The sequence below is a fragment of the Actinomadura madurae genome, from assembly GCF_047130825.1.
Taxonomy (GTDB): Bacteria; Actinomycetota; Actinomycetes; order Streptosporangiales; family Streptosporangiaceae; genus Spirillospora; species Spirillospora madurae.
The window spans coordinates 5,726,790-5,745,646 of sequence record NZ_CP083237.1 but is presented as its reverse complement, the minus strand read 5'-3'; the positions used below and the strand labels follow the sequence as shown (position 1 = coordinate 5,745,646).

Annotated in this window: 24 protein-coding genes; 20 read left to right on the top strand and 4 right to left on the bottom strand. The window is 72.1% G+C overall.

The window, feature by feature from the left end; all coding sequences use genetic code 11:
- Positions 1 to 25: 25 nt before the first annotated feature.
- Positions 26 to 481 carry a hypothetical protein gene (locus K8Z49_RS25930; protein WP_412515439.1) on the bottom strand — a complete coding sequence of 152 codons (456 nt, stop codon included), beginning with the start codon at positions 479 to 481 and terminating at the stop codon, positions 26 to 28.
- Positions 482 to 876: 395 nt separating this feature from the next.
- Here K8Z49_RS25930 and K8Z49_RS25925 point away from each other — a divergent pair, with 395 nt between their 5' ends.
- The 19 genes from K8Z49_RS25925 to K8Z49_RS25835 all read left to right on the top strand — a co-directional run bounded on the left by K8Z49_RS25925 (position 877) and on the right by K8Z49_RS25835 (position 14,892).
- On the top strand, positions 877 to 1,230 hold the full coding sequence (locus K8Z49_RS25925) for a DoxX family protein (RefSeq protein ID WP_412515438.1): 354 nt from the start codon (positions 877 to 879) through the stop codon (positions 1,228 to 1,230).
- Positions 1,231 to 1,520: 290 nt separating this feature from the next.
- On the top strand, positions 1,521 to 1,952 hold the full coding sequence (locus K8Z49_RS25920) for an Asp23/Gls24 family envelope stress response protein (RefSeq protein ID WP_021592676.1): 432 nt from the start codon (positions 1,521 to 1,523) through the stop codon (positions 1,950 to 1,952).
- Positions 1,949 to 2,434 (top strand): hypothetical protein, encoded by a 486-nt coding sequence (locus K8Z49_RS25915; RefSeq protein ID WP_412515437.1) that lies wholly within the window; start codon positions 1,949 to 1,951, stop codon positions 2,432 to 2,434. Before K8Z49_RS25920 ends, K8Z49_RS25915 begins: the two co-directional genes overlap by 4 nt.
- Before the next feature lie 24 nt (positions 2,435 to 2,458).
- On the top strand, positions 2,459 to 2,662 hold the full coding sequence (locus tag K8Z49_RS25910; protein ID WP_412515436.1) for a hypothetical protein: 204 nt from the start codon (positions 2,459 to 2,461) through the stop codon (positions 2,660 to 2,662).
- The gene (locus K8Z49_RS25905; RefSeq protein WP_021592679.1) at positions 2,659 to 3,012 is read left to right on the top strand and encodes an Asp23/Gls24 family envelope stress response protein; all 354 of its coding nucleotides are present in this window, start codon (positions 2,659 to 2,661) and stop codon (positions 3,010 to 3,012) included. Before K8Z49_RS25910 ends, K8Z49_RS25905 begins: the two co-directional genes overlap by 4 nt.
- Positions 3,009 to 3,617, top strand: a complete 609-nt coding sequence (locus K8Z49_RS25900; RefSeq protein WP_021592680.1) for a DUF6286 domain-containing protein — start codon at positions 3,009 to 3,011, stop codon at positions 3,615 to 3,617. The genes K8Z49_RS25905 and K8Z49_RS25900 overlap by 4 nt, the downstream gene beginning before the upstream one ends.
- The gene (locus K8Z49_RS25895) at positions 3,617 to 4,201 is read left to right on the top strand and encodes an alkaline shock response membrane anchor protein AmaP (RefSeq protein WP_177287911.1); all 585 of its coding nucleotides are present in this window, start codon (positions 3,617 to 3,619) and stop codon (positions 4,199 to 4,201) included. Before K8Z49_RS25900 ends, K8Z49_RS25895 begins: the two co-directional genes overlap by 1 nt.
- Before the next feature lie 268 nt (positions 4,202 to 4,469).
- Positions 4,470 to 4,769: a UxaA family hydrolase gene (locus K8Z49_RS25890; protein WP_021592682.1), complete on the top strand. Its 300-nt coding sequence runs from the start codon at positions 4,470 to 4,472 to the stop codon at positions 4,767 to 4,769.
- Complete coding sequence (locus K8Z49_RS25885) at positions 4,748 to 5,911, top strand: UxaA family hydrolase (RefSeq protein WP_021592683.1); 1,164 nt, start codon at positions 4,748 to 4,750, stop codon at positions 5,909 to 5,911. Before K8Z49_RS25890 ends, K8Z49_RS25885 begins: the two co-directional genes overlap by 22 nt.
- Before the next feature lies 1 nt (position 5,912).
- On the top strand, positions 5,913 to 6,878 hold the full coding sequence (locus tag K8Z49_RS25880) for an NAD(P)-dependent oxidoreductase (RefSeq protein ID WP_111830677.1): 966 nt from the start codon (positions 5,913 to 5,915) through the stop codon (positions 6,876 to 6,878).
- Positions 6,875 to 7,945 carry an Ldh family oxidoreductase gene (locus K8Z49_RS25875; RefSeq protein WP_024934396.1) on the top strand — a complete coding sequence of 357 codons (1,071 nt, stop codon included), beginning with the start codon at positions 6,875 to 6,877 and terminating at the stop codon, positions 7,943 to 7,945. The genes K8Z49_RS25880 and K8Z49_RS25875 overlap by 4 nt, the downstream gene beginning before the upstream one ends.
- On the top strand, positions 7,942 to 8,634 hold the full coding sequence (locus tag K8Z49_RS25870) for a succinate dehydrogenase/fumarate reductase iron-sulfur subunit (protein ID WP_412515435.1): 693 nt from the start codon (positions 7,942 to 7,944) through the stop codon (positions 8,632 to 8,634). Before K8Z49_RS25875 ends, K8Z49_RS25870 begins: the two co-directional genes overlap by 4 nt.
- Complete coding sequence (locus K8Z49_RS25865; protein ID WP_412515434.1) at positions 8,624 to 10,348, top strand: FAD-dependent oxidoreductase; 1,725 nt, start codon at positions 8,624 to 8,626, stop codon at positions 10,346 to 10,348. Before K8Z49_RS25870 ends, K8Z49_RS25865 begins: the two co-directional genes overlap by 11 nt.
- The gene (sdhC, locus tag K8Z49_RS25860; protein WP_021598990.1) at positions 10,345 to 10,848 is read left to right on the top strand and encodes a succinate dehydrogenase, cytochrome b556 subunit; all 504 of its coding nucleotides are present in this window, start codon (positions 10,345 to 10,347) and stop codon (positions 10,846 to 10,848) included. Before K8Z49_RS25865 ends, sdhC begins: the two co-directional genes overlap by 4 nt.
- Before the next feature lie 19 nt (positions 10,849 to 10,867).
- A complete protein-coding gene (locus K8Z49_RS25855; protein WP_021598991.1) occupies positions 10,868 to 11,239 on the top strand; it encodes a hypothetical protein in 372 nt (123 codons plus the stop codon).
- 107 nt (positions 11,240 to 11,346) lie between these two features.
- Positions 11,347 to 12,156, top strand: a complete 810-nt coding sequence (locus tag K8Z49_RS25850; protein ID WP_075024504.1) for an ABC transporter ATP-binding protein — start codon at positions 11,347 to 11,349, stop codon at positions 12,154 to 12,156.
- Between the two features lie 13 nt (positions 12,157 to 12,169).
- Complete coding sequence (locus K8Z49_RS25845) at positions 12,170 to 13,024, top strand: ABC transporter permease (protein ID WP_024934394.1); 855 nt, start codon at positions 12,170 to 12,172, stop codon at positions 13,022 to 13,024.
- A 30-nt stretch (positions 13,025 to 13,054) separates the two neighbouring features.
- Positions 13,055 to 14,032 (top strand): ABC transporter substrate-binding protein, encoded by a 978-nt coding sequence (locus tag K8Z49_RS25840; RefSeq protein ID WP_021598994.1) that lies wholly within the window; start codon positions 13,055 to 13,057, stop codon positions 14,030 to 14,032.
- A 113-nt stretch (positions 14,033 to 14,145) separates the two neighbouring features.
- Entirely contained in the window at positions 14,146 to 14,892 is a 747-nt protein-coding gene (locus K8Z49_RS25835) for a FadR/GntR family transcriptional regulator (RefSeq protein WP_021598995.1), read from the top strand.
- Between the two features lie 14 nt (positions 14,893 to 14,906).
- On the opposite strand, the gene K8Z49_RS25830 is transcribed toward K8Z49_RS25835, so the two are convergent.
- From K8Z49_RS25830 to K8Z49_RS25820, 3 genes are read right to left on the bottom strand one after another with little or no spacing between them, the layout of a single operon-like run.
- Entirely contained in the window at positions 14,907 to 15,641 is a 735-nt protein-coding gene (locus K8Z49_RS25830) for a sulfite exporter TauE/SafE family protein (RefSeq protein ID WP_024934393.1), read from the bottom strand.
- Positions 15,642 to 15,690: 49 nt separating this feature from the next.
- A complete protein-coding gene (locus tag K8Z49_RS25825) occupies positions 15,691 to 16,290 on the bottom strand; it encodes a fumarate hydratase C-terminal domain-containing protein (protein WP_218163903.1) in 600 nt (199 codons plus the stop codon).
- Positions 16,291 to 16,309: 19 nt separating this feature from the next.
- The gene (locus tag K8Z49_RS25820; RefSeq protein WP_021591185.1) at positions 16,310 to 17,212 is read right to left on the bottom strand and encodes a fumarate hydratase; all 903 of its coding nucleotides are present in this window, start codon (positions 17,210 to 17,212) and stop codon (positions 16,310 to 16,312) included.
- Positions 17,213 to 17,441: 229 nt separating this feature from the next.
- Here K8Z49_RS25820 and K8Z49_RS25815 point away from each other — a divergent pair, with 229 nt between their 5' ends.
- Complete coding sequence (locus K8Z49_RS25815) at positions 17,442 to 18,842, top strand: 4Fe-4S dicluster domain-containing protein (RefSeq protein ID WP_412515433.1); 1,401 nt, start codon at positions 17,442 to 17,444, stop codon at positions 18,840 to 18,842.
- Positions 18,843 to 18,857: the final 15 nt, after the last annotated feature.

Here is an 18,857-nt window from a genome sequence, read left to right as displayed (position 1 = left end):
CGCTCCCTGACCCGACTCGCAGGCCTCAGAGTTTGGCGACGATGAGCTTCGTGAACGGGATGGTGATGTGCTCGCGTTCGAACGCGACCTTCTTCTGGAAGCCGCCCGCCGACTCCCTGTCGAAGGTCACGATCTTCCCGGCCAGGGAGTAACGCACCTTCTCCTCGCTTGAGCGCTCGCGTTTCTGGTAGGCCGACGGTGCCGAGATCTTGAAGGTGATCCGGCCGCGCGCGCACTGCACCTCGGTGGTGGTCCGGTCCGCGGCGCAGCCGTCCCCGACCTCGACGCTGTTGGTGCCGCCGGAAGGCAGCTCGCTCTCGGGCAGAGCGGTGACACGCCTTCCGGCCGTCCGCTCATCGATCAGGACGGCCCCGTTCATCCCGGGAAGCCGGAAGGCGATGGTGCACCTGGCGCCTTTCGCGGTGACCTCGCGGCTGGACCCGATCAGGCTTATCTTGATGTCGCTCGATCTGTGGCTCACTTTCGTCGCCTGCGGAGGGACGGACCTGATCTCCGCCGCGGTCAGAAAGGAACAGGCCGCAGGCCACTGGTCGAACGCGAAATACCCGGACGAGTCGAATGCCGCCGGATAGCTGACGCGCTGCCCGGTGCCCTTCGCCGTTCCTATCTCGATCACCGCTGGCGGCTCTGATGAGCAGCCGCCCACCGCGGCGCATGCCACGATGGCGAATGCCAGCCGCCTCGCGGTACTCGCTCCCGGAGCGCGTGCCGGTTCCCGCTTCTTGTCATTGCTCAAGACTTCACCTACACGATAGAAGTGACCTGTTACTGGATAGTCGAATCCGGCTTTCCGTCCGCTATCAGCGTCCTGTCTTCGCTGGTCAACGTCCTGTCGTCCACACAGGAGGTCCTGCCGTGATCAAGCCGTGGTGGCCGCTCGCCGGTCTGGCCGCCATCCAGCTCGGGGACGCCGCGATGTGCCTGAAGCCCGCCGGCTTCATCCGCGCCTGCCTCACCGATGTCAGGTTCCCCCGCCGTTACTGGCGGCTGCTGCCCGTTCTGAAAACGGCCGCGGCAGTGGGCCTCATGGCCGGGATCTGGATCGAACCGCTGGCCGTCATCACCGCCGCCGCACTGGTCGCCTATTTCCTCGTCGCCATCATTTTCCATATCCGCGCTCGCGACTTCGGACGCAACCTTTTCGTTAATGCCACGGGAATGCTCGTCCTCTGCATACTCGTGCTGGCGGTCGTCCTGCGCTCGGTATGACGCACGATGCGGCGGCATTAGCCGGAGTGGCCGGGCCGGACGAGATCGGACGCTCGCGCGAACCTCGGCGCCGGGACTCACCCGTCCGAGTGGCCGTTCATCGCGCCGCACGGTGCTCCCTGGAGTAGATCGGCGTTGACCCGCTCTTTGACTAAATGTCGGTTTTGGGTGACGCTCCGTGAGCATTAACGGCACGTCAGCCGACACACGGGAGGCCGACACCTAGGTGCATGGGGGGCATCGTGAGTCAGGACGACAGGCGGGGCGCCGGGCAGGGTGCGGCTGGAACGATGCGCAAGCGGGGGGACGACGGAGGGTCGAGCGAACTCGTCACCCCCGGCGGCAACACCAGGATCGCTGACGGTGTCGTCGCGAAGATCGCCACTACGGCCGCCAGGCAGGTCGGCGGCGTGCACGAAATGGGCGCGGGCGTATCCCGGGCGCTCGGATCGGTTCGGGAGCGTCTGCCGGGCGTGACGGCCGACAGCTCGCAGGGCGTGGCCGTGCAGGTCGGTGAGCGTCAGGCGGCTGTCGACATCGACCTGGTCGTCGAATACGGGCTGTCGATCCCCGACCTGGCCGCCGCCGTTCGCACCAACGTCGTCAACGAGATCGAGCACATGTGCGGCCTGGAGGTCGTCGAGGTGAACATCACCGTGGACGACGTCCACATGCCCGGTGACGAGCCGGAGGCGCGGCCCGAGGAGTCCCGAGTTCGATGAACTCTCCGACGGACGTCGTGGGCGCGTCCCAACAGCCCTGGTCAGGGGCCGCCGGCGAACCGGGTCCGGCCGGAGGGCAAGGGCCCTACGAGCCGGGGCTCGTCGCCGGGGCGGCGCGACCGGGCGCCCTGTCAAGCGAGAGACCGCCCGGCGGAACCAGCGCGGTGGCCGCCCAGTCATGGACAGCGCCCAGCCGCCGGGAGCCGCTCGCGGAGCTGGCGGAGCGGGTCGCGGAGAAGGCCATGGCGTGCCCGGACGTACTGGGCCTGACGGCCGGTCCCCGCGGCTGGATCGTGACCTACCGCGTCGGGCCCCCGTTCGCGGGGGTCGCCGTTCACGAAGCGGTGATCGAGGTGGGGGTGGTCGTCCGGTACGGACGCCCGTTCGCCGAGATCGCCGAGGATGTACGGCGTCTGGTCAGTCCTCTTGCCGGTCGGAGGACGGTGGATGTGCTGATCGGGGACGTGGCCGATGGCGGGTAAGCGTTAGCCGAGTGGGAGATCCAGATGGATGTGAGAGTGCTGTGGCCCGTGGTCGGCCTGGCCTTCGGGGTGGCCCTGGGGTTCGCCGGAGCGTTCGGTGGTGCCGGGCCGTTCTTCCTCGTGCTGTTCCTCGGCGCGCTCGGGTTCGTGGTCGGCCGTGTCATCGAGGGCGGTCTCGACCTCCGGGAGATCTTCTCCCCGGGCGGCGCGGGACGGCGCCCGCGATGACGAAGACCGAGCGGGGCAGGACGACGATCCGCGACCGGGCCGTCGCGCGCATCGTCGTCAAGGCCGCGCAGGATGTCGAGGCGGTCGGCGGGCTCGGCCGGACGATCGCCGGCGTGCCGGTCCCCGGGCGGCGCCCCGCCCGCACCGAGGTGTGGGTGAACGGCGACATCGTCACGGCCAAGGTCGCTCTGTCGGTGACGTACCCGATGCCGGTGCGCGCTGTCGCCCGCCGGGTGCGCCAGAGCGTCCGCGATCGGGTGATGGGGTTGACCGGACTCACCGTCCGGCAGGTGGACGTCGACGTAGCCGAGCTGGGGCGTCCGGCGGCGGGTGAGAGGACGGTGCTGTGACCGCGCACGCCGGTGCCCGGCCCGCCACCGAGCCGCGCACCCGCGTGACCGGTACGCGTAAGGCCGACCGGGCGGCCAGGCACGCGTTCCGTTCGCGCCGGGTGCCGTCGGCCCTCGCCGGGGCGCTGCTGATGGCGGCGGCCGGCGTGCTGACGGCGATCGAGGTCATCTCGGCGTTGCTGGACCGCCAGGCCCACATCTTCCCGCACGGGTGGGTGCAGGACGCGGAGTGGAACGACTGGTACGTGCTCGCGATCTTCGCGACTCTGGCGCTGATCGGCGTCTTCTTCGTGCTGGCCGCCCTGCTGCCGGGCACGTCCCGGATCGTCCCGCTGCACGGGCGGGACTCGGGCCTGGTCATGGGGGTGAGCAGGCGTGGGCTCAAGCGCGTCGTCGCCGCCGCGGCCGAAGGGGCGCCGGGCGTGTCGGGTGTCCGGAGGGTGCGGCTGCGCCGTCGGCAGGTGAAGGTGGTCGCGGAGACGCCCGTTCATGCCCCGGCGAGGCTGGACGAAGGGGTTGCCGAGGCCGTCCGTGAGCGGCTCGATCAGCTTGGGCCGCTGCCCAGTCGCTCGGTCGCGGTGCGGATGCAGCACCGGGAGGGGTGATGGTGATGGACCGCCGTCCCGCGCACGTCAACCGCACCGGCCTGATCCTGCTCGGCTTCGTCCTCGCCGCCGCAGGGGGCGGTGGCTTCGCCCGCGGCCTGGGCGCCTTCGGAGACACGCGGGCCTCCGCCCCGGTGCTCACCGGCCAGGCCCGCCGCTTCGCCGATGACCATGGCTGGTTCTGGCCCGCCGTCGCTGCGGCTGCCGTCGTCTTGGCGCTGCTGGGACTGGCCTGGCTGCTCATGCAGATCCGCTCGGGCCGATTGCGGGGCCTGGCGCTGGAGCCGGACGCCGAGGCCGGCACGACACGGGTGGAAGCCAAGGCCATCGCGGGCGCGCTCGAAGCGGAGATCGGAGAGTACCCGGGCGTGCACAGGGTGCGGGCACGGCTGATCGGTTCGTCCAAGCGCTCCGAGCTGCGCCTGAACATCGCCTACGGGCAGGATGCGGACCCCGCCGAACTTCGGCGGCGCATCCAGGACGAGGCCATCCCCCGGCTCTGCACCGCTCTCGAACGCGGGTCGATCCCCACCGTGGTGCGACTGCGGCCTCTACCCGGAAAGCAACCCGCAACCGTCATCTGAAACGCGGTGGCTCGGCGACGTGAACCGATCTTGGTTCCCGCGGTCACCACGTGGCCGGTTCGGATACCACCACGCCTCTCTACCGCCCGCCGCACGACGTGCGGAGCACCCGCCGCGCGACGGGGCAAGTATTCGTGGTGACGAACGTTTTTGACGTTCCAGCAGGTCAGAGGGTTATCTGAAAATCCGTTGCCGGTCAGGCGTTGACCGTGGCCAGGCGCGTGCCTACTGTGCCGGGGGTAAGAGGTCTTACCTTTCGGAGGCAAGAGTGAATCAGCCACCCGGTTTCCTCGCTCACTACGAGGGGGACTCGGTCGCGGTCGCGGTCAGGGACGTCGCGGCCGGCCCGGCGCAGTGCGGCTACCTGCGCGGGCCGGACGCCGTGGACCTGGAGGTGCTCCAGGACATCCCGCTCGGGCACAAGGTCGCCCTCGTCGACATCCGGCAGGGCGAGGACGTGCGGGAGTACGGGGCCCGCACCGCGGTCGCGTCCGCGGACATCAGGAAGGGCGAGTACGTCCACGTTCACAACGTGAGGAGCGCGCGGTGGCAGAACAGCATGGCCTGACGGGATACCGCCGGGAGAACGGCACGGTCGGCATCCGGAACCACACGGTCATCCTCCCCGTCGACGACCTGTCGAACGCGGCGGCCGAGGCGGTCGCGAAGGTCGTGCCCGGCACCCTCGCCCTGCCGCACGCCTACGGGCGGCTCCAGTTCGGCGAGGACCTCGAACTGACCTTCCGCACGCTCATCGGCACCGGCCGCAACCCCAACGTGGGCAGCGTCGTCGTCATCGGGATCGAGCCGAACTGGACGAACCGGGTCGTCGAGGGCATCGCCAAGACCGGCAAGCGGGTCGAGGGCCTCGCCATCGAGGGCGTCGGCGACCTGCGCACCATCGAGCGGGCGTCCCGGATCGCCCAGCGGTTCCTCCAGGAGGACAGCGAGCGCGGCCGCGAGCGCGTCGAGCGCGGCGAGATCATGCTGTCGATCAAGTGCGGGGAGTCCGACACCACCAGCGGGCTCGGGTCCTGCCCGACCACGGCCGAGGCGGTCGACCGGTGGGTGGACGCGGGCGGCACCGTGCTGTTCGGCGAGACGAGCGAGCTGACCGGCGGCGAGCACCTGATCGCCGACCGCTGCGTGAACGACGAGGTCCGGGCCAGGTTCCAGGGCATTTACGACGACTACCTGGCGATGATCGAGCGGACCGGCGCCAACCTGCTCGGCTCCCAGCCCACGCAGGGCAACATCGCGGGCGGGCTGTCCACGATCGAGGAGAAGGCGATGGGCAACATCGCCAAGACCGGGTCCAAGCCCGTGATCGGCGCGCTCGGCCCCGCGGAGGAGCCGGAGTCGGGGCCCGGCCTGTACTTCATGGACACCTCCTCGGCCGCCGCCGAGTGCATCACGCTGATGGCGGCCGGCGGCGCGGCGATCCACCTGTTCCCCACGGGCCAGGGCAACGTCATCGGCAACCCCATCGAGCCGGTGATCAAGCTGACGGCCAACCCGTCCACGGCGGCGAACATGGGCGAGCACATGGACTTCGACTGCTCGGGCCTGCTGCGGCGGGAGATCTCGCTCCCCGAGGCGGGCGACGGCCTGATGGACGTCATCGACCGGACCGTCAACGGCCGTCTCACCTGCGCCGAGTCCCTCGGGCACCGCGAGTTCGTGCTGACCCGCCTCTACCAGAGCGCCTGACATGGGAGTGGACGTCGCGGTCGTCGAGGACGTGTGGGGCGCGCCGTTCGAGGCGCTCGCCGGCCGCCGCAGCGTGCTCCGCGACCCCGGCGTCTGGTCCGCGCCCGACCGGCTGCGGGCCGTCGCGGGCGAGGCCGGCGCCCTCGTGGTGCGCAACCGCACCCGGGTGACGCGCGAGCTGCTCCGCTCGGCTCCCGGCCTGCGCGTGGTGGCGCGGGCCGGGGCCGGGCTGGACAACATCGACCTGGACGCCGCGGCCGAGCTGGGCGTCACCGTGGTCGCGGCACGGGGCGCCAACGCGTCCAGCGTCGCCGAGCACGCGCTCGGCCTGGCGCTCGCCGTGTCCCGCCGCGTCCTGGAACTCGACCGGGAGGTCCGGGCGGGCACGTGGCGCCGGGTCCCGGGGCGCGAGCTGGCGGGAGGGACGTGGGGCCTGCTGTCCGCCGGTGCCACGGCCCGGGCCACCGCCCGCCTCGCCCGGGGCCTCGGCATGCGGGTCGTCGCCTACGACCCCTACATCCCGGACGATCATCCCGCCCTCCGCGAGCTGGGCATCGAGCTGCTCCCCCTGGAACGCACCGTCGCCGAGTCGGACGTCCTCAGCGTCCATCTCCCGGCGACCGAGGCCACCACCGGCCTCGTCGGCGCGGACCTCCTCGCCCGCTGCAAGCCCGGCGCGATCCTGGTCAGCGTCGGACGCGGCGAGGTGGTGGACGAGCAGGCTCTGGCCGAGGCGCTGGAAAGCGGCCGCCTGGCCGGCGCCGCACTGGACGTCCGCGCCGCCGAACCTCCGGCGGCGGGGCCCCTGGAGCGGCTGCCCAACGTCGTCCTCACGCCGCACGTCGCGGGCATCACCGTCCAGTCGCAGGCCCGGATCGCGCAGATCCTCTGCGACGACATCGAGGCGGTGCTGGACGACCGCGTTCCCGCCCACGCCGTCACGCCCGCCCAGGGAGGTCGCCGATGAAGATTCCGCTCGGGGCGGCACGCCGGCTCGCCCATGACCTGCTGGCCGGCGCCGGGCTCGCGGAGGAGCGGGCGGAGACGACCGCACGGGCGATCACCCTGGCGGACGCCTGGGGCATCGGCTCCCACGGCCTGTTCCGGCTGCCCTACTACCTCGACCGGATGGCGGCCGGCGGGCATCCCCCGGACGCCGAGCTGAAGACCCGCGCCGACACCGGCCCCCTGGTGTTCCTCGAAGGCGGCGGCGGGCTCGGGCACTGGCAGGTCGCCGCCGCCGCCGAAACGGCGGTGGAACGGTCCGGACGGTACGGGGTGGCGGCCGTCGCGGTCGGCGACAGCGGCCACTGCGGAGCCCTCGGCGTGTACGCGCTGGAGATCGCCCGTGCCGGACGGCTCGGCCTCGTCTTCTCCAACGGCCCCGCGGCCCTGCCGCCGTGGGGAGGCGACCGGGCCCTGCTGTCGACCTCGCCCATCGCGGCCGGGATACCGCTCTCGCCCCGCCCGGCGGTGGTCGACCTGGCGCTCAGCACGGTCGCGCGGGGCAAGGTCGGGGCCAAGGCGAAGGCGGGGGAGACGCTGCCCGAAGGCTGGGCCCTCGACCGGGCCGGCAGGCCGACCACCGACCCCCGGGAGGCGCTGGCCGGGATGCTGGCTCCACTCGGCGGCGCCAAGGGATACGCCCTCGCCTTCATGGTCGAGGCGCTGACCGGCGGCCTGGTCGGGCCGCACCTGTCCCGCGACGTGGCCGACCCGTTCGCCGCCGGCGACCGGGGGAGGCCGCAGCGGATCGCCCACCTCGTCCTCGCGCTCGACCCGTCCCTCGGCGACCCCGAGGACGGCGGCGCCGCCGCGCGGGACCGCCTCGCCGACCTGGCGGACCAGGTCACCGCCGCCGGCGGCCGGGTGCCCGGCACGGGCCGCAGCGCGCCCGACGAGCTGGGCGACGACGACGAGATCGAGGTCGACGCGGCCGTCCTCGACGACCTGCGGGCCCGGGCCGCGAGCCGCGGCGACGGCGGACCGCCCGTCCCGGAGGGCGACGACCGCGAGCAGAAAGGATCCGCATGACCCTCCTCGTCCGCGTGGCCCGCAGCGACCCAGGCCCCCCCGCCGAGTTCCGGATCGAGACGTTCCACCCGATGACCGTGCTCGACGTCCTGCTGGCCATCCAGCGGGAGCACGAGCCCTCGCTGGGATTCCGCTTCTCCTGCCGCGTCGCCATGTGCGGGACGTGCACGCTCCGGGTGGACGGGCGCTCCGCGCTGGCGTGCCAGACCGTCCTGGCGGAGGACGCGACCCGCATCCGGCTCGACCCCGCCGCGGGCTTCCCCGTCGTGCGGGACCTCATCACCGACACCACCCCCTTCTGGGAGCAGTGGGCGCGCATCACCCCGTACGTGGTGCCGGACGAGGACGCCGTCGGCGGCGACCCGGCCGTGATCCCGCCGGACTCGCCGGAGCGGCGGGCCATCGATCCCGCGCTCGACTGCATCCAGTGCGGGGCGTGCTTCTCCAGTTGCGGCATCGCGGGACGGCCCCGCACGTTCCTCGGCCCGGCCGCGCTCAACCGCGCCCTCGTCCTCATCCAGGACTCGCGCGACACGGCGACGCGGCAGCGCCGGGAGCTGGTCGCCGGGGCCGACGGCGTCGACCGGTGCCACTACATCTACGGCTGCACGGGCTCCTGCCCGAAGGGACTCGACCCCGCCCGGTCGATCCGGCGGCTCCGCAAGGGAGGCGGTCGCGATGACGGCTGACACTCCGAATTTCGAGGAGGTCGTCACCGACGTCGCGATCGTGGGCAGCGGCGGCGCGGGCCTGATGTGCGCGCTGCACTGCCACGAGGCCGACCCCGGGCTCGACATCACCGTCATCAGCAAGGGCGCCGTCGGCCGCTCCGGCTGCACCCGCATGGTGCAGGGCGGGTTCAATGCGGTCCTCGACCCCGCGGACTCGGTGGACGCGCACTTCCGCGACACCCTCGCGGGCGGCAAGTACCTCAACCACCAGGACCTCGCCTGGACCCTGGTCAACGACGCCCCGAACGTGATCCGCGAGCTGGAGAACCGGGTCGGCTGCTTCTTCGACCGGCGTCCGGACGGGCGGATCAAGCAGAAGGCGTTCGCCGGCCAGTCGTTCGACCGGACGGTGCACCGCGGCGACCTCACCGGCATCGAGATCATGAGCCGGCTGCGGGACCAGATGCTGCGCATCGCGGCGCGCGAGCTGGAGGACGTCCGGGCGCTCGACCTGGTGTTCGACGCCGGGGGGCGGCTGGCCGGGCTGACCTGCCTGGAGGTGCAGACCGGACGGTTCCTGCTCGTCCGGGCCCGGGTGGTGGTCGTCGCGACCGGCGGCGCCGCCACGATGTACCGGATCGCCGCGCCGGCCCGGGAGAAGACCGGTGACGGAGTGGCGATGTGCCTGCGCGCCGGGCTGCCGGTCCGCGACATGGAGATGCTCCAGTTCCACCCGACGGGCCTGCTCACCGGACGTTCCCGGATGACGGGGGCCGTGCTGGAGGAGGGCCTGCGCGGCGCCGGCGCGCACCTGTACAACGCCCGGGGCGAGCGGTTCATGGAGCGCTACGACCCGGAGCGGATGGAGCGCTCCACCCGCGACGTCGTCGCCCGCGCGAGCTACACGGAGATCATCGAGGGGCGCGGCACCGAGGCCGGCGGCGTGTTCATCGACATCTCGCACCTGGGCGCCGAATGGGTCGAGCGCACCTTCACCGGCATGGTGGAGCGCACCCGGCTGTTCGGCGGCGACCTCGCCCGCAGGCCCGTCGAGGTGTCGCCCACCGCCCACTTCCACATGGGCGGCGTGGTCATCGACACGGACTGCCGCACCGAGATGCCCGGCCTGCTGGTCGCGGGTGAGGACGCGGGCGGCGTCCACGGCGCGAACCGCCTCGGCGGCAACGGCGTCGCCGAGTCGACGGTGTTCGGCGCGCGCGCCGGTGACACGGCGGCCCGGCTGGCGCGCGAGCGCGCGCTCGGCCACGCCGATCCGGAGGCGGTGGGGGCGTCGTTCGCCAAGGCCACCGCGCCGCTGCGCACCGGGGACGGCGAGCTGCCCTACCCGCTCACCGCCGAGCTCAAGGACCTGATGTGGGAGAACTGCGGCGTCGTCCGGCGGCGGGACCGGCTGGAGGACGCCCGGGAGCGGCTGGCCAAGCTCGCCGACCGCGCCGGCCGGCTCTCGGTCCCCGGCCCGGCGGCGTTCAACCCCGCCTGGCAGGAGTCGCTCGACCTGGTCAACCAGCTGACCGTCGCCCGCGTCATCGTCGAGTCCGCGCTGGCCAGGGAGGAGACGCGGGGAGCGCACGCCCGCTCGGACTTCCCCGGCGGCCAGGACGACGGCGGGCTGCGCTACATCGTCGCGAGCCAGGCCGCCGGGCACGGGCCGCGCCTCACGACCCGGCCGGTGGAGTACGGCCGGCTGCGTCCGCGGGAGGCCGGGCGATGATCGCGCAACTGGTCTTCCTGGCGGGGTTCACCGCCGTCACCGCCGTCATCATCGCGTTCACCGGAATGGTGGCCGTGGGCGCGCGCCGCACCGACGGCGGAACGCATGTGGGCGCCTTCCTGCGAAGCCGCCTGGCGCGCCGGTCCTACGACCGCGCCGAGGGCAACCGGTGGGCGTTCTACGCCCATCGCGTCAGCGGGTTCGCCGTCTTCGCGTTCCTGGCACTGCACATCCTCGACGTGAGCGCGTACGCGTGGTCGCCGCGGCTGTACGACGACGTCCACGAGCTGTACTCCACCGTGCCGATGCGGGTGTTCGAGTGCGGGCTGCTGGCGGCGCTGGGCTTCCACGCGCTGAACGGGCTGCGGCTGGTGGCGATCGATCTGTGGGACGTCGGGCCGGTGGGGGCGGCCCGGCTGCTGGACGCGGTCGCCGGTCTCACGGCCGTGATCACGCTCGGCGGCGCCGTGGTGATCATGTGGCCGGTGCTGGCGGGCTAGGCGGGAGGGCGAGGACACCGTGGAATCGACGACGACGCGCACCCGCGCGGGCGGCCGGATCGGCGGCCGGGGCTTCCTGATGATCCGGGGCACCGGCGTGCTGCTCGCCGTACTGGCGCTCGGGCACTTCGCCGTGACCCATCTGGTGAACGACGTGGCGCAGACCGACGCGTCGTTCATCGCCCGGCGCTGGAGCTCGGCGCTCTGGGTGATCTGGGACGGGCTGCTGCTGGTCGCGGCCCTGGCGCATGTGGGCGCGGCCGCGGTGGCCGTCGTCCGCGACTACTGGACCGATCCGGTGGGCCAGCGCCGGATGCTGGCCGGGCTCCGCGGCGCGCTGCTGGTGCTGCTGGTCATCGGGGCCGTCACCCTGTTCCGCGCGGCCGGCTGAGCCGCGACCGTACTGGCCGAATAAACCGACCGAAACGATAGGAAACCGAGCCGGGAACGCTGAGGCATGACCTCTTCCTCCCCCACCCCAAGGAGTGAGGTATCGCAATGAAAGTGGACGCGACGGCGGAGCGCCCCGCCAAGGAGCCGTTGCTGACGGTGCAGGGCGCGCGCGTCGGCTACGAGACGGACGGCCGGTTCCAGACGGCGGTCCAGGACGTGAGCTTCGACATCTATCCGGGCGAGAACATCATGCTGCTCGGGCCGTCCGGGTGCGGCAAGTCCACCCTGCTCAAGACGATCGCCGGGTTCATCGAGCCGTCCGGCGGGACCGTGCGGATCTCCGGGCGGACGAGCCTCGCGCCGGGGCCCGACCGCGCGGTCGTCTTCCAGGAGTTCGACCAGCTCTTCCCGTGGCACACGGTCGAAGGGAACCTGAGCTACCCCCTGCGGGTGAACGGCCGCGGCAAGCAGGAGGCGAAGCGGCTGGCCGGCGAGTACCTGGAGCTGATGGGGCTCGTCCACGCCGCCGACCGCTACCCGCACCAGCTGTCGGGCGGGATGAAGCAGCGGGTGGCGATCGCCCGCGCGATGGCCCTGCAGCCGCTGATGCTGCTGATGGACGAGCCGTTCGGCGCCCTGGACGCGCAGACCAGGTCGCGGCTCCAGCGCGAGCTCAAGGACGTCGCCGCCCGCAACGACGTCACGATCCTCTTCGTGACGCACAGCATCCAGGAGGCGGTGTTCGTGGGCCACCGGGTGGTGGTGCTGACCCCGCCGCCGTCCACGGTCCGGGAGGTGGTCGACGTCTCCGGGCTCGACGACCCGACCTCGCCGGAGTTCGTGGCCGCGCTGCGCCGGCTGCGGTCGCTGCTGACCGAGGACGGCGAGGAGCCCGACGACATGGCGTTCGAGTAGGGAGAGCGGTTCGATGAGCGAAGCCATGACCAAGGCGGTCGGTGCCGCCGACCCCGTGGAGCACGGCCGTCCCCGGGCCCGCCGCAGGACCTGGGGCGACCTGCCCGTGGCGCCCCGGCGCCTGATCATCCTGGCGCTGATCCTGGCCGCCTGGCAGGCCTACGTGTCGTTCTCGGGCGTCAACCAGCTGCTCGTCGCGGGCCCGGTGGACGTGGCGAAGACGATGGCCGAGGGGCTCGCGGGCGGCGACCTGCTGCGCTCCACCGCGACGACCCTGGAGATCCTGCTCGGCGGCATGGCGGCCGGCATGCTGGTCGCCGCCGTGCTGACGACGCTGGCGTCCTGGACGCGGCTGGGCGAGGACGTCCTCGTGCTGCTGACCTCGATGCTCAACCCGCTGCCGTCGATCGCGGTGCTGCCGCTGGCCATCCTGTGGTTCGGGATGAACAGCACCTCGCTGATCTTCGTCATCGCCAACTCGGTGATCTGGCCGATCGCGATCAACGTCAGCAACGGGTTCCGCACCGTCAACCCGACCATCATGGCGGTCGGCCGCAACATCGGCCTGTCCGGCGTGCGGATCGTCAAGGACGTGCTGATCCCGGCCGCGCTGCCGAACATCATCGCCGGGCTGAAGACCGGCTGGGCCTTCGGCTGGCGCACGATCATCGCCGCCGAGCTGGTGTTCGGCGTCGCCGGCGGCAAGGGCGGCCTCGGGTTCTTCATCAACGACGCGCGGACGTTCATGCGCACCTCCGAGGTGTTCGCCGGCCTGGTCACGATCGCCCTCATCGGCATCGCGCTGGAGCTGCTGTTCACCTGGATCGAGCGCCGCACCGTCGTCAAGTGGGGCACCAAGACCGCCTGACCCGAAGGGATTCAGATGGGGCTAGAACTCATGACTCGGCCCACCCGCCGCGCGCTGCTCGCGGTGCTGTCGGCGGGGGTGCTGGCGGTCTCGGCGGGCGCGTGCGCGGCCGGCGCCAGCGGCCCGACCGACGAGATCACCATCGCCTACCAGCCGGGGATCGGCTACGCGCCGCTGCTGGTGGCCAAGCAGCAGCGGCTGCTGGAGAAGCGGTTCCCGAAGAAGAAGATCAGCTGGCGGATGCTCAACTCGGGGTCGGCCATCCGGGACGGCATGGTCTCCCGGGACATCCAGGTCGGCTCGGGCGGCATCGGCCCGTTCATCGTGGGCGCCAGCAACGGGCTGCCCTGGAAGATCGTCATCGCGCTGGACAACGCGAACCTGCAGCTGATGTCCAAGTCGCACGGCTCGCTGGCGGACCTGCGCGGCAAGGGGAAGATCGCCATGCCCGGCCCCGACTCGATCCAGGCGGTGGTGCTGCGCAAGGCGGCCGAGAAGCAGCTCGGCGACGCCGACGCGCTGGACACCCAGATCGTCTCCATGGGGCACCCGGACGGCCTGCAGGCCCTCTTGTCCGGGCAGCTCGCCGGCCATCTCACCTCGCCGCCGTATCAGATGCAGGAGCAGCGCGGCGGCGCGCGGGCGATCGTCCGCAGCTACGACGTGTTCGGCGAGCACACGTTCAACGGCGTCTACGTGCTGTCGGACTTCCGCAAGTACAACCCGGAGTTCGTCCAGGGCCTGGAGGACGTCGTGGCGTCGTCGGCGAAGCTGCTGAACGACGACCCGGACCAGGCCGCCGAGATCCTTTCGGCGGAGTCCGGCGGGAAGGTGCCCGCGGCGCAGCTGAAGGAGCAGATCACCGCCGGGGACATCACGTACTCGACCAAGCCGACGGGCTACATGGCTTTCGCCCGCTTCATGAAGAAGATCGGCCTGATCGAGAAAATACCCGCCAGCGGCTCGGACTACTTCTTCGCCAACCAATTCACCAAGGGAGGAACCTGAGTAGCGTTCGCACCGCCGGGACCGGGCGGCTCCGCCGGGGGGCGGGTGATCTGCGGATGCCGGTAATATCGAGCGGAAAGTGGTCTCGTTAATGCGGAAAAAGGGGGGCCCGGGTGGGTAGCGGAGTTCCCGACGTCGGCTGGCGCCTGGTCAAACCGAGCGGCCACCTGCCCGAGCGCGTGGTGACGCTGATCAACGAGCTCATCGTCGCCGAGCGGCTCAAGCCGGGCGACCGCCTCCCGCCCGAGCGCGAGCTCGCCGTCCTGCTCGGGGTGAGCCGGCCGGTGGTCCGGGAGGCGGTCCGCGAGCTGGCCGCACGGGGGCAGCTCAGCGTGCGGCACGGCCGCGGGATCTTTGTGGAGACGCCGAGCGCGGCCCAGGACCTGCGCGCCGCCATCGCCGGCGAGCAGGTCGGGCTGCAGGAGCTGTTCGACATGCGCGAGGTGCTGGAGGTGGCGGCCGTCGGCTGGGCCGCCGCCCACGCCACGGACGACGACGTGGCCGCGCTGCGCGAGGCGCTCGCCCGGCTGGACGAGGCCGCGACGCCGGAGAGCCCCGACTTCGCGACCCTCCAGCTGCTCGACTCGGCGTTCCACCTCAAGATCGTGGAGATCGCGCGCAACCGCTTCCTGCTGAAGACGGTGGGGGTGCTGCAGGACATGATGCACGCGAGCATGCGGACGACGCTGTCCCTCCCGGGGCGCATCAAGGCCTCCAGTGCCTGCCACCACGAGATCCTCGACGCGATCGTCGCCCATGACGAGGCGGAGGCCACGCGGGCGATGCGCGACCATCTGGAGTCCGCGCGCACCGCGGCCCTGTCCCGCCTCGAAGAGAAGCGGCGGACCGTCGCCGACTGAACGTCCGGGGCGGGTCACAGCGCGGTGGCGATCGTCGCGCAGCCGGCCGTCAGGATGACACCGAGGCTGATCCCCCGGAACACCCGGTAGGGGATGCGGCCGGCCGCGCGGATGCCCAGCTGGTTGCCGAGGATGCCGGCGGGCAGCCAGAACGCGACGTATCTCCCCAGCGGCGCGAGGACGTCCGGGTCGGTGGCGGTGAGCAGCGCCAGCGTGAGGGCGTTCGACACGATGAAGTAGACGGTGAGGTCGGCGACGAACGACATCTGCTCCACGCGGTCGCGGGTCAGCAGCAGGGCGGGCGGGACGCCGTTCAGCGACGTCGTCACCCCGAGGAACCCGCCGCCGGCCCCGGCGGCGAGGGTCGTCGCGGCGCCGGCGGGGGCGCCGTCGCGGTCGCCCGGCCGGAACGCGATGGCCAGCGCGGCGCCGATCGCGACCAGCCCGACACCGATCTTCAGTACCCCGGTGTCGAGCGTCCCGCGGACGGCGAGGCCGGCGAGGATGCCGGGGACGGCGCCGCCGATCAGCCGGGCGGCGCGCGGCCGGACCAGATGGCGGCGCAGCCGCGGGACCGCCGCGAGCCGGGTGAGCAGGGCGATCGCGAGGTTGGCGGCGACGACCTCGCGCAGCGGCAGCCCGGCCGCCAGCAGGGACGGCGCCGCCACCAGGCCGAAGCCGAAGCCGGTGGCGCCGCCCAGCAGCGCGGCCAGGAAGATCCCGGCCGCGCCGACGACGATCTGCGTCACGGCCGGCGGGGGCGGGCACCGGCCCGCGGGCCGCGGCCGGGGGGAGCGGTCACAGGCCCAGCTTCCGGTAGGCGGCCTCCATGTTGGCCTGGGCCCGCTCGGACGTCCGCTCGTACTCGGACGCGCCGTGGGAGTCCATGGTGACGAAGAGGGGGCCGAACCCCGTCACGCGGAACTTCCAGAGGCATTCGGGCATGAGGTCCTCCCAGAGGACGTCCTCGATCTCGGCGACCTGGAGGGTCTCGTAGCTGGCGGCGCCTCCGGTGATGGACAGGTAGACGGCGCCGTGGCGGCCGAGATGCTCCAGCGACCCGGCGCTGAGGCCGCCCTTGCCGATGATCGCGCGGACGCCCAGGTCCTCGACGCAGCCGCGGGTGAAGCGGTCCATCCGCATCGAGGTCGTGGTGCCGACGGAGACGGGGACGTAGCCGCCCGCGTCCGTCCGGCGGACGCTCGGCGCGGTGTGCAGGAAGGCGGCGCCGGCGAGGTCGGCCGGAACGCGCCGGCCCTCGTCGAAGAAGCGGATGAGGGACGCGTCGCGGACGCCCCAGATCGTCCCGTCGATCCAGAGCTCGTCGCCGCAGCGCAGCGAGCGGGCGGTGGCCTCGTCGAAGGGGGCGTCCAGGCGGAGCACGCGGTCAGTACCCACGCGTTCAGGACCCACGCGGTCAGTACCCATAGGTCACCTGCCCGCCGGCCGCGATGCGCGCCCGCGCCCGCTCGCCCCGCCAGCACTGGATGTTGACGGCGACGGGGTTCATCGAGATGTGCGTCCAGGCGTACTCGACGTGGACGGCGAAGGAGGTCGTGGCGCCGCCCAGGCCCTGCGGTCCGATCCCGGTGGTGTTGATGGCGTCCAGCATCTGGCGCTCGAACTCGGCGATCTCCGGCTCGGGGTGCGGCTGCCCGACGGGACGCAGGGTCGCCTTCTTGGCGAGCGCGGCGCACTGGTCGGCGGTGCCGCCGAGGCCGACGCCGACCACCGTGGGCGGGCAGGGGCGCGGGCCGGCCTCCACGACGCGGTCGAGGATGTACTTCTTGACGCCGGCCTGGCCGTCGGCGGGAGAGAGCATGCTCAGGAACGACATGTTCTCCGAGCCGGACCCCTTCGGGATGAGCAGGATGTCGAGGCCGTCGCCGCCGTCGGCGAAGTCGACGTGCACGGCGGGGACGCCGTCGCCGGTGTTGTCCTGGCGGTTCTCGCGGGTGAGCGGGTGCACGATGCTCGACCGCAGCGAGTGCCGCTCGCTGGCGAGGGCGACGCCCTGGCGCAGGGCCTCGGTCATCCGGGCGCCGTTGACCGGCGCCTCGGTGCCGATCTCGACGAAGAACACGCAGATCCCGGTGTCCTGGCAGACGATGATGCCGGTCTCGTCTGAGGTCTCGATCGCCTTGACCATCACCTCCAGGCGGCGCCGGGCGCCGCCGTCCTCGCGCTGGTGCGCGGCGTCGACCGAGTGCCGCACGTCGGGCGGGAGGTCGGTCAGGGCCTTCTTGTAGAGCGCCGCGGAGACCTCGCGCAGGTCGTCGTAGAGCTGGTCGGTTCCGAGCCGGACCGTGCCGGGACCCATCGCACCCCTTCCCTAGTGGTTTGACCTCTGACCAATGTAGGAAGCCGGGAGCGCGGCCGTCAACGCTCATAGGCAACGCCTATGAGCTCATCGTCAACCGGCGGGTACCGGCCCGCGCGCCGGTGTGTGCACGCTAAGCGGCGTGCAATACGGCTTCGCGATCGACCAGCGCACATGCATCGGTTGTCATGCATGCACCGTCGCCTGCAAAACGGAACACGAAGTCCCGGTGGGACAGTTCCGTACCTGGGTGAAGTACGTCGAGAAGGGGGAATTCCCGTCGACGACCCGCGAGTTCGGCGTGATGCGCTGCAATCACTGCACGGACGCGCCGTGCGTGAAGATATGTCCGACGAAGGCGCTGTTCAAGCGCGACGACGGCATCGTCGACTTCGACGGGGACAGCTGCATCGGCTGCAAGAGCTGCATGCAGGCCTGCCCCTACGACGCCATCTACATCGACGAGGACACCCACACCGCGGCGAAATGCAATTTCTGCGCCCACCGCGTCGACCAGGATCTGGAGCCCGCCTGCGTGGTGGTCTGCCCGACCCATTCGATCTGGGTCGGTGACCTCGACGACCCGGACAGCGGCATCAGCAGGCTGGTGAGCACCCAGCCCACCGCCGTCCGGTCACCCGAGCAGAACACCGGACCCAACGTCTTCTACCTGGGCGCCGACCACGCCGTCCTCGACCCCCTGGCCGCGCCCGTCGACGACACCTACATCTGGGCGAGGCCGGACGCGCGGCGCCTGGAGGCGGCGCGCGACGCCGGTCCCGCCGATGAACCCGGCCGGCCCCGCACCACCCTCAACACCGCCCATCCCCGGCCCTGGGGCTGGCGCGTCACCACGTACCTGTGGACGAAGGGCGCCGGGGCCGGGGCCCTGCTTTTGGCCGCGCTCGCCCTGATCGCCGGTGTCGACCTCGGGCCGGTGGGACGGTACGTCGCGCCCGCCCTCGCCATCGCCGGCGCGGCCAGTACCGGGGCGCTGCTCGTCTGGGACCTGAAGCGTCCGGAACGGTTCCTGTACCTGTTCCTGCGTCCCAACCCGACGTCGTGGCTGGTCTGGGGCGGGATCGTGCTGTGCGCCTGCACGGGCGTCGGCGGGCTGTGGCTGCTGTTCGGGGACATGTCCGTGCTGCGCTGGGCCGCGATACCGGTCGCCGTGCTGACGGCCGGGTACACCGCCTTCCTGTTCGGCCAGGCCGAGGGACGCGATCTGTGGCAGTCGCCCGTGCTGTTCTGGCATCTGATCGCCCAGGCCGGAATGGTCGGCTCGGGGGCGCTGCTCGTCGCCGCGCCGTTCGCAGGGCTGGAGGGCGAGGCCGCCCGGTTCCTCACCTGGGCGCTCGTCGCCTCGGCGGCCGCCCACCTGCTGTTCCTGGCGCTGGAGTACGGCGGCCGGCACTCCGGGCGGGCGGCGGCCTTCGCCGCGCACCTCGTCGTGCGCGGCCGGTACGCCAGGACGTTCTGGCTCGCCGGGGTGCTGCCGGTAGTGGCGGGCGCCGCGCTGGCCCTCCTCGGCCCGGCCGCCGGGGTCGCGGGCGGCCTGCTCGTCCAGGCGGCGCTCGTCGCCTACGAGAGCGTCTACGTCCGCGCCGGCCAGGACGTCCCGCTGTCCTAGCTCTTCCGTCGTCCG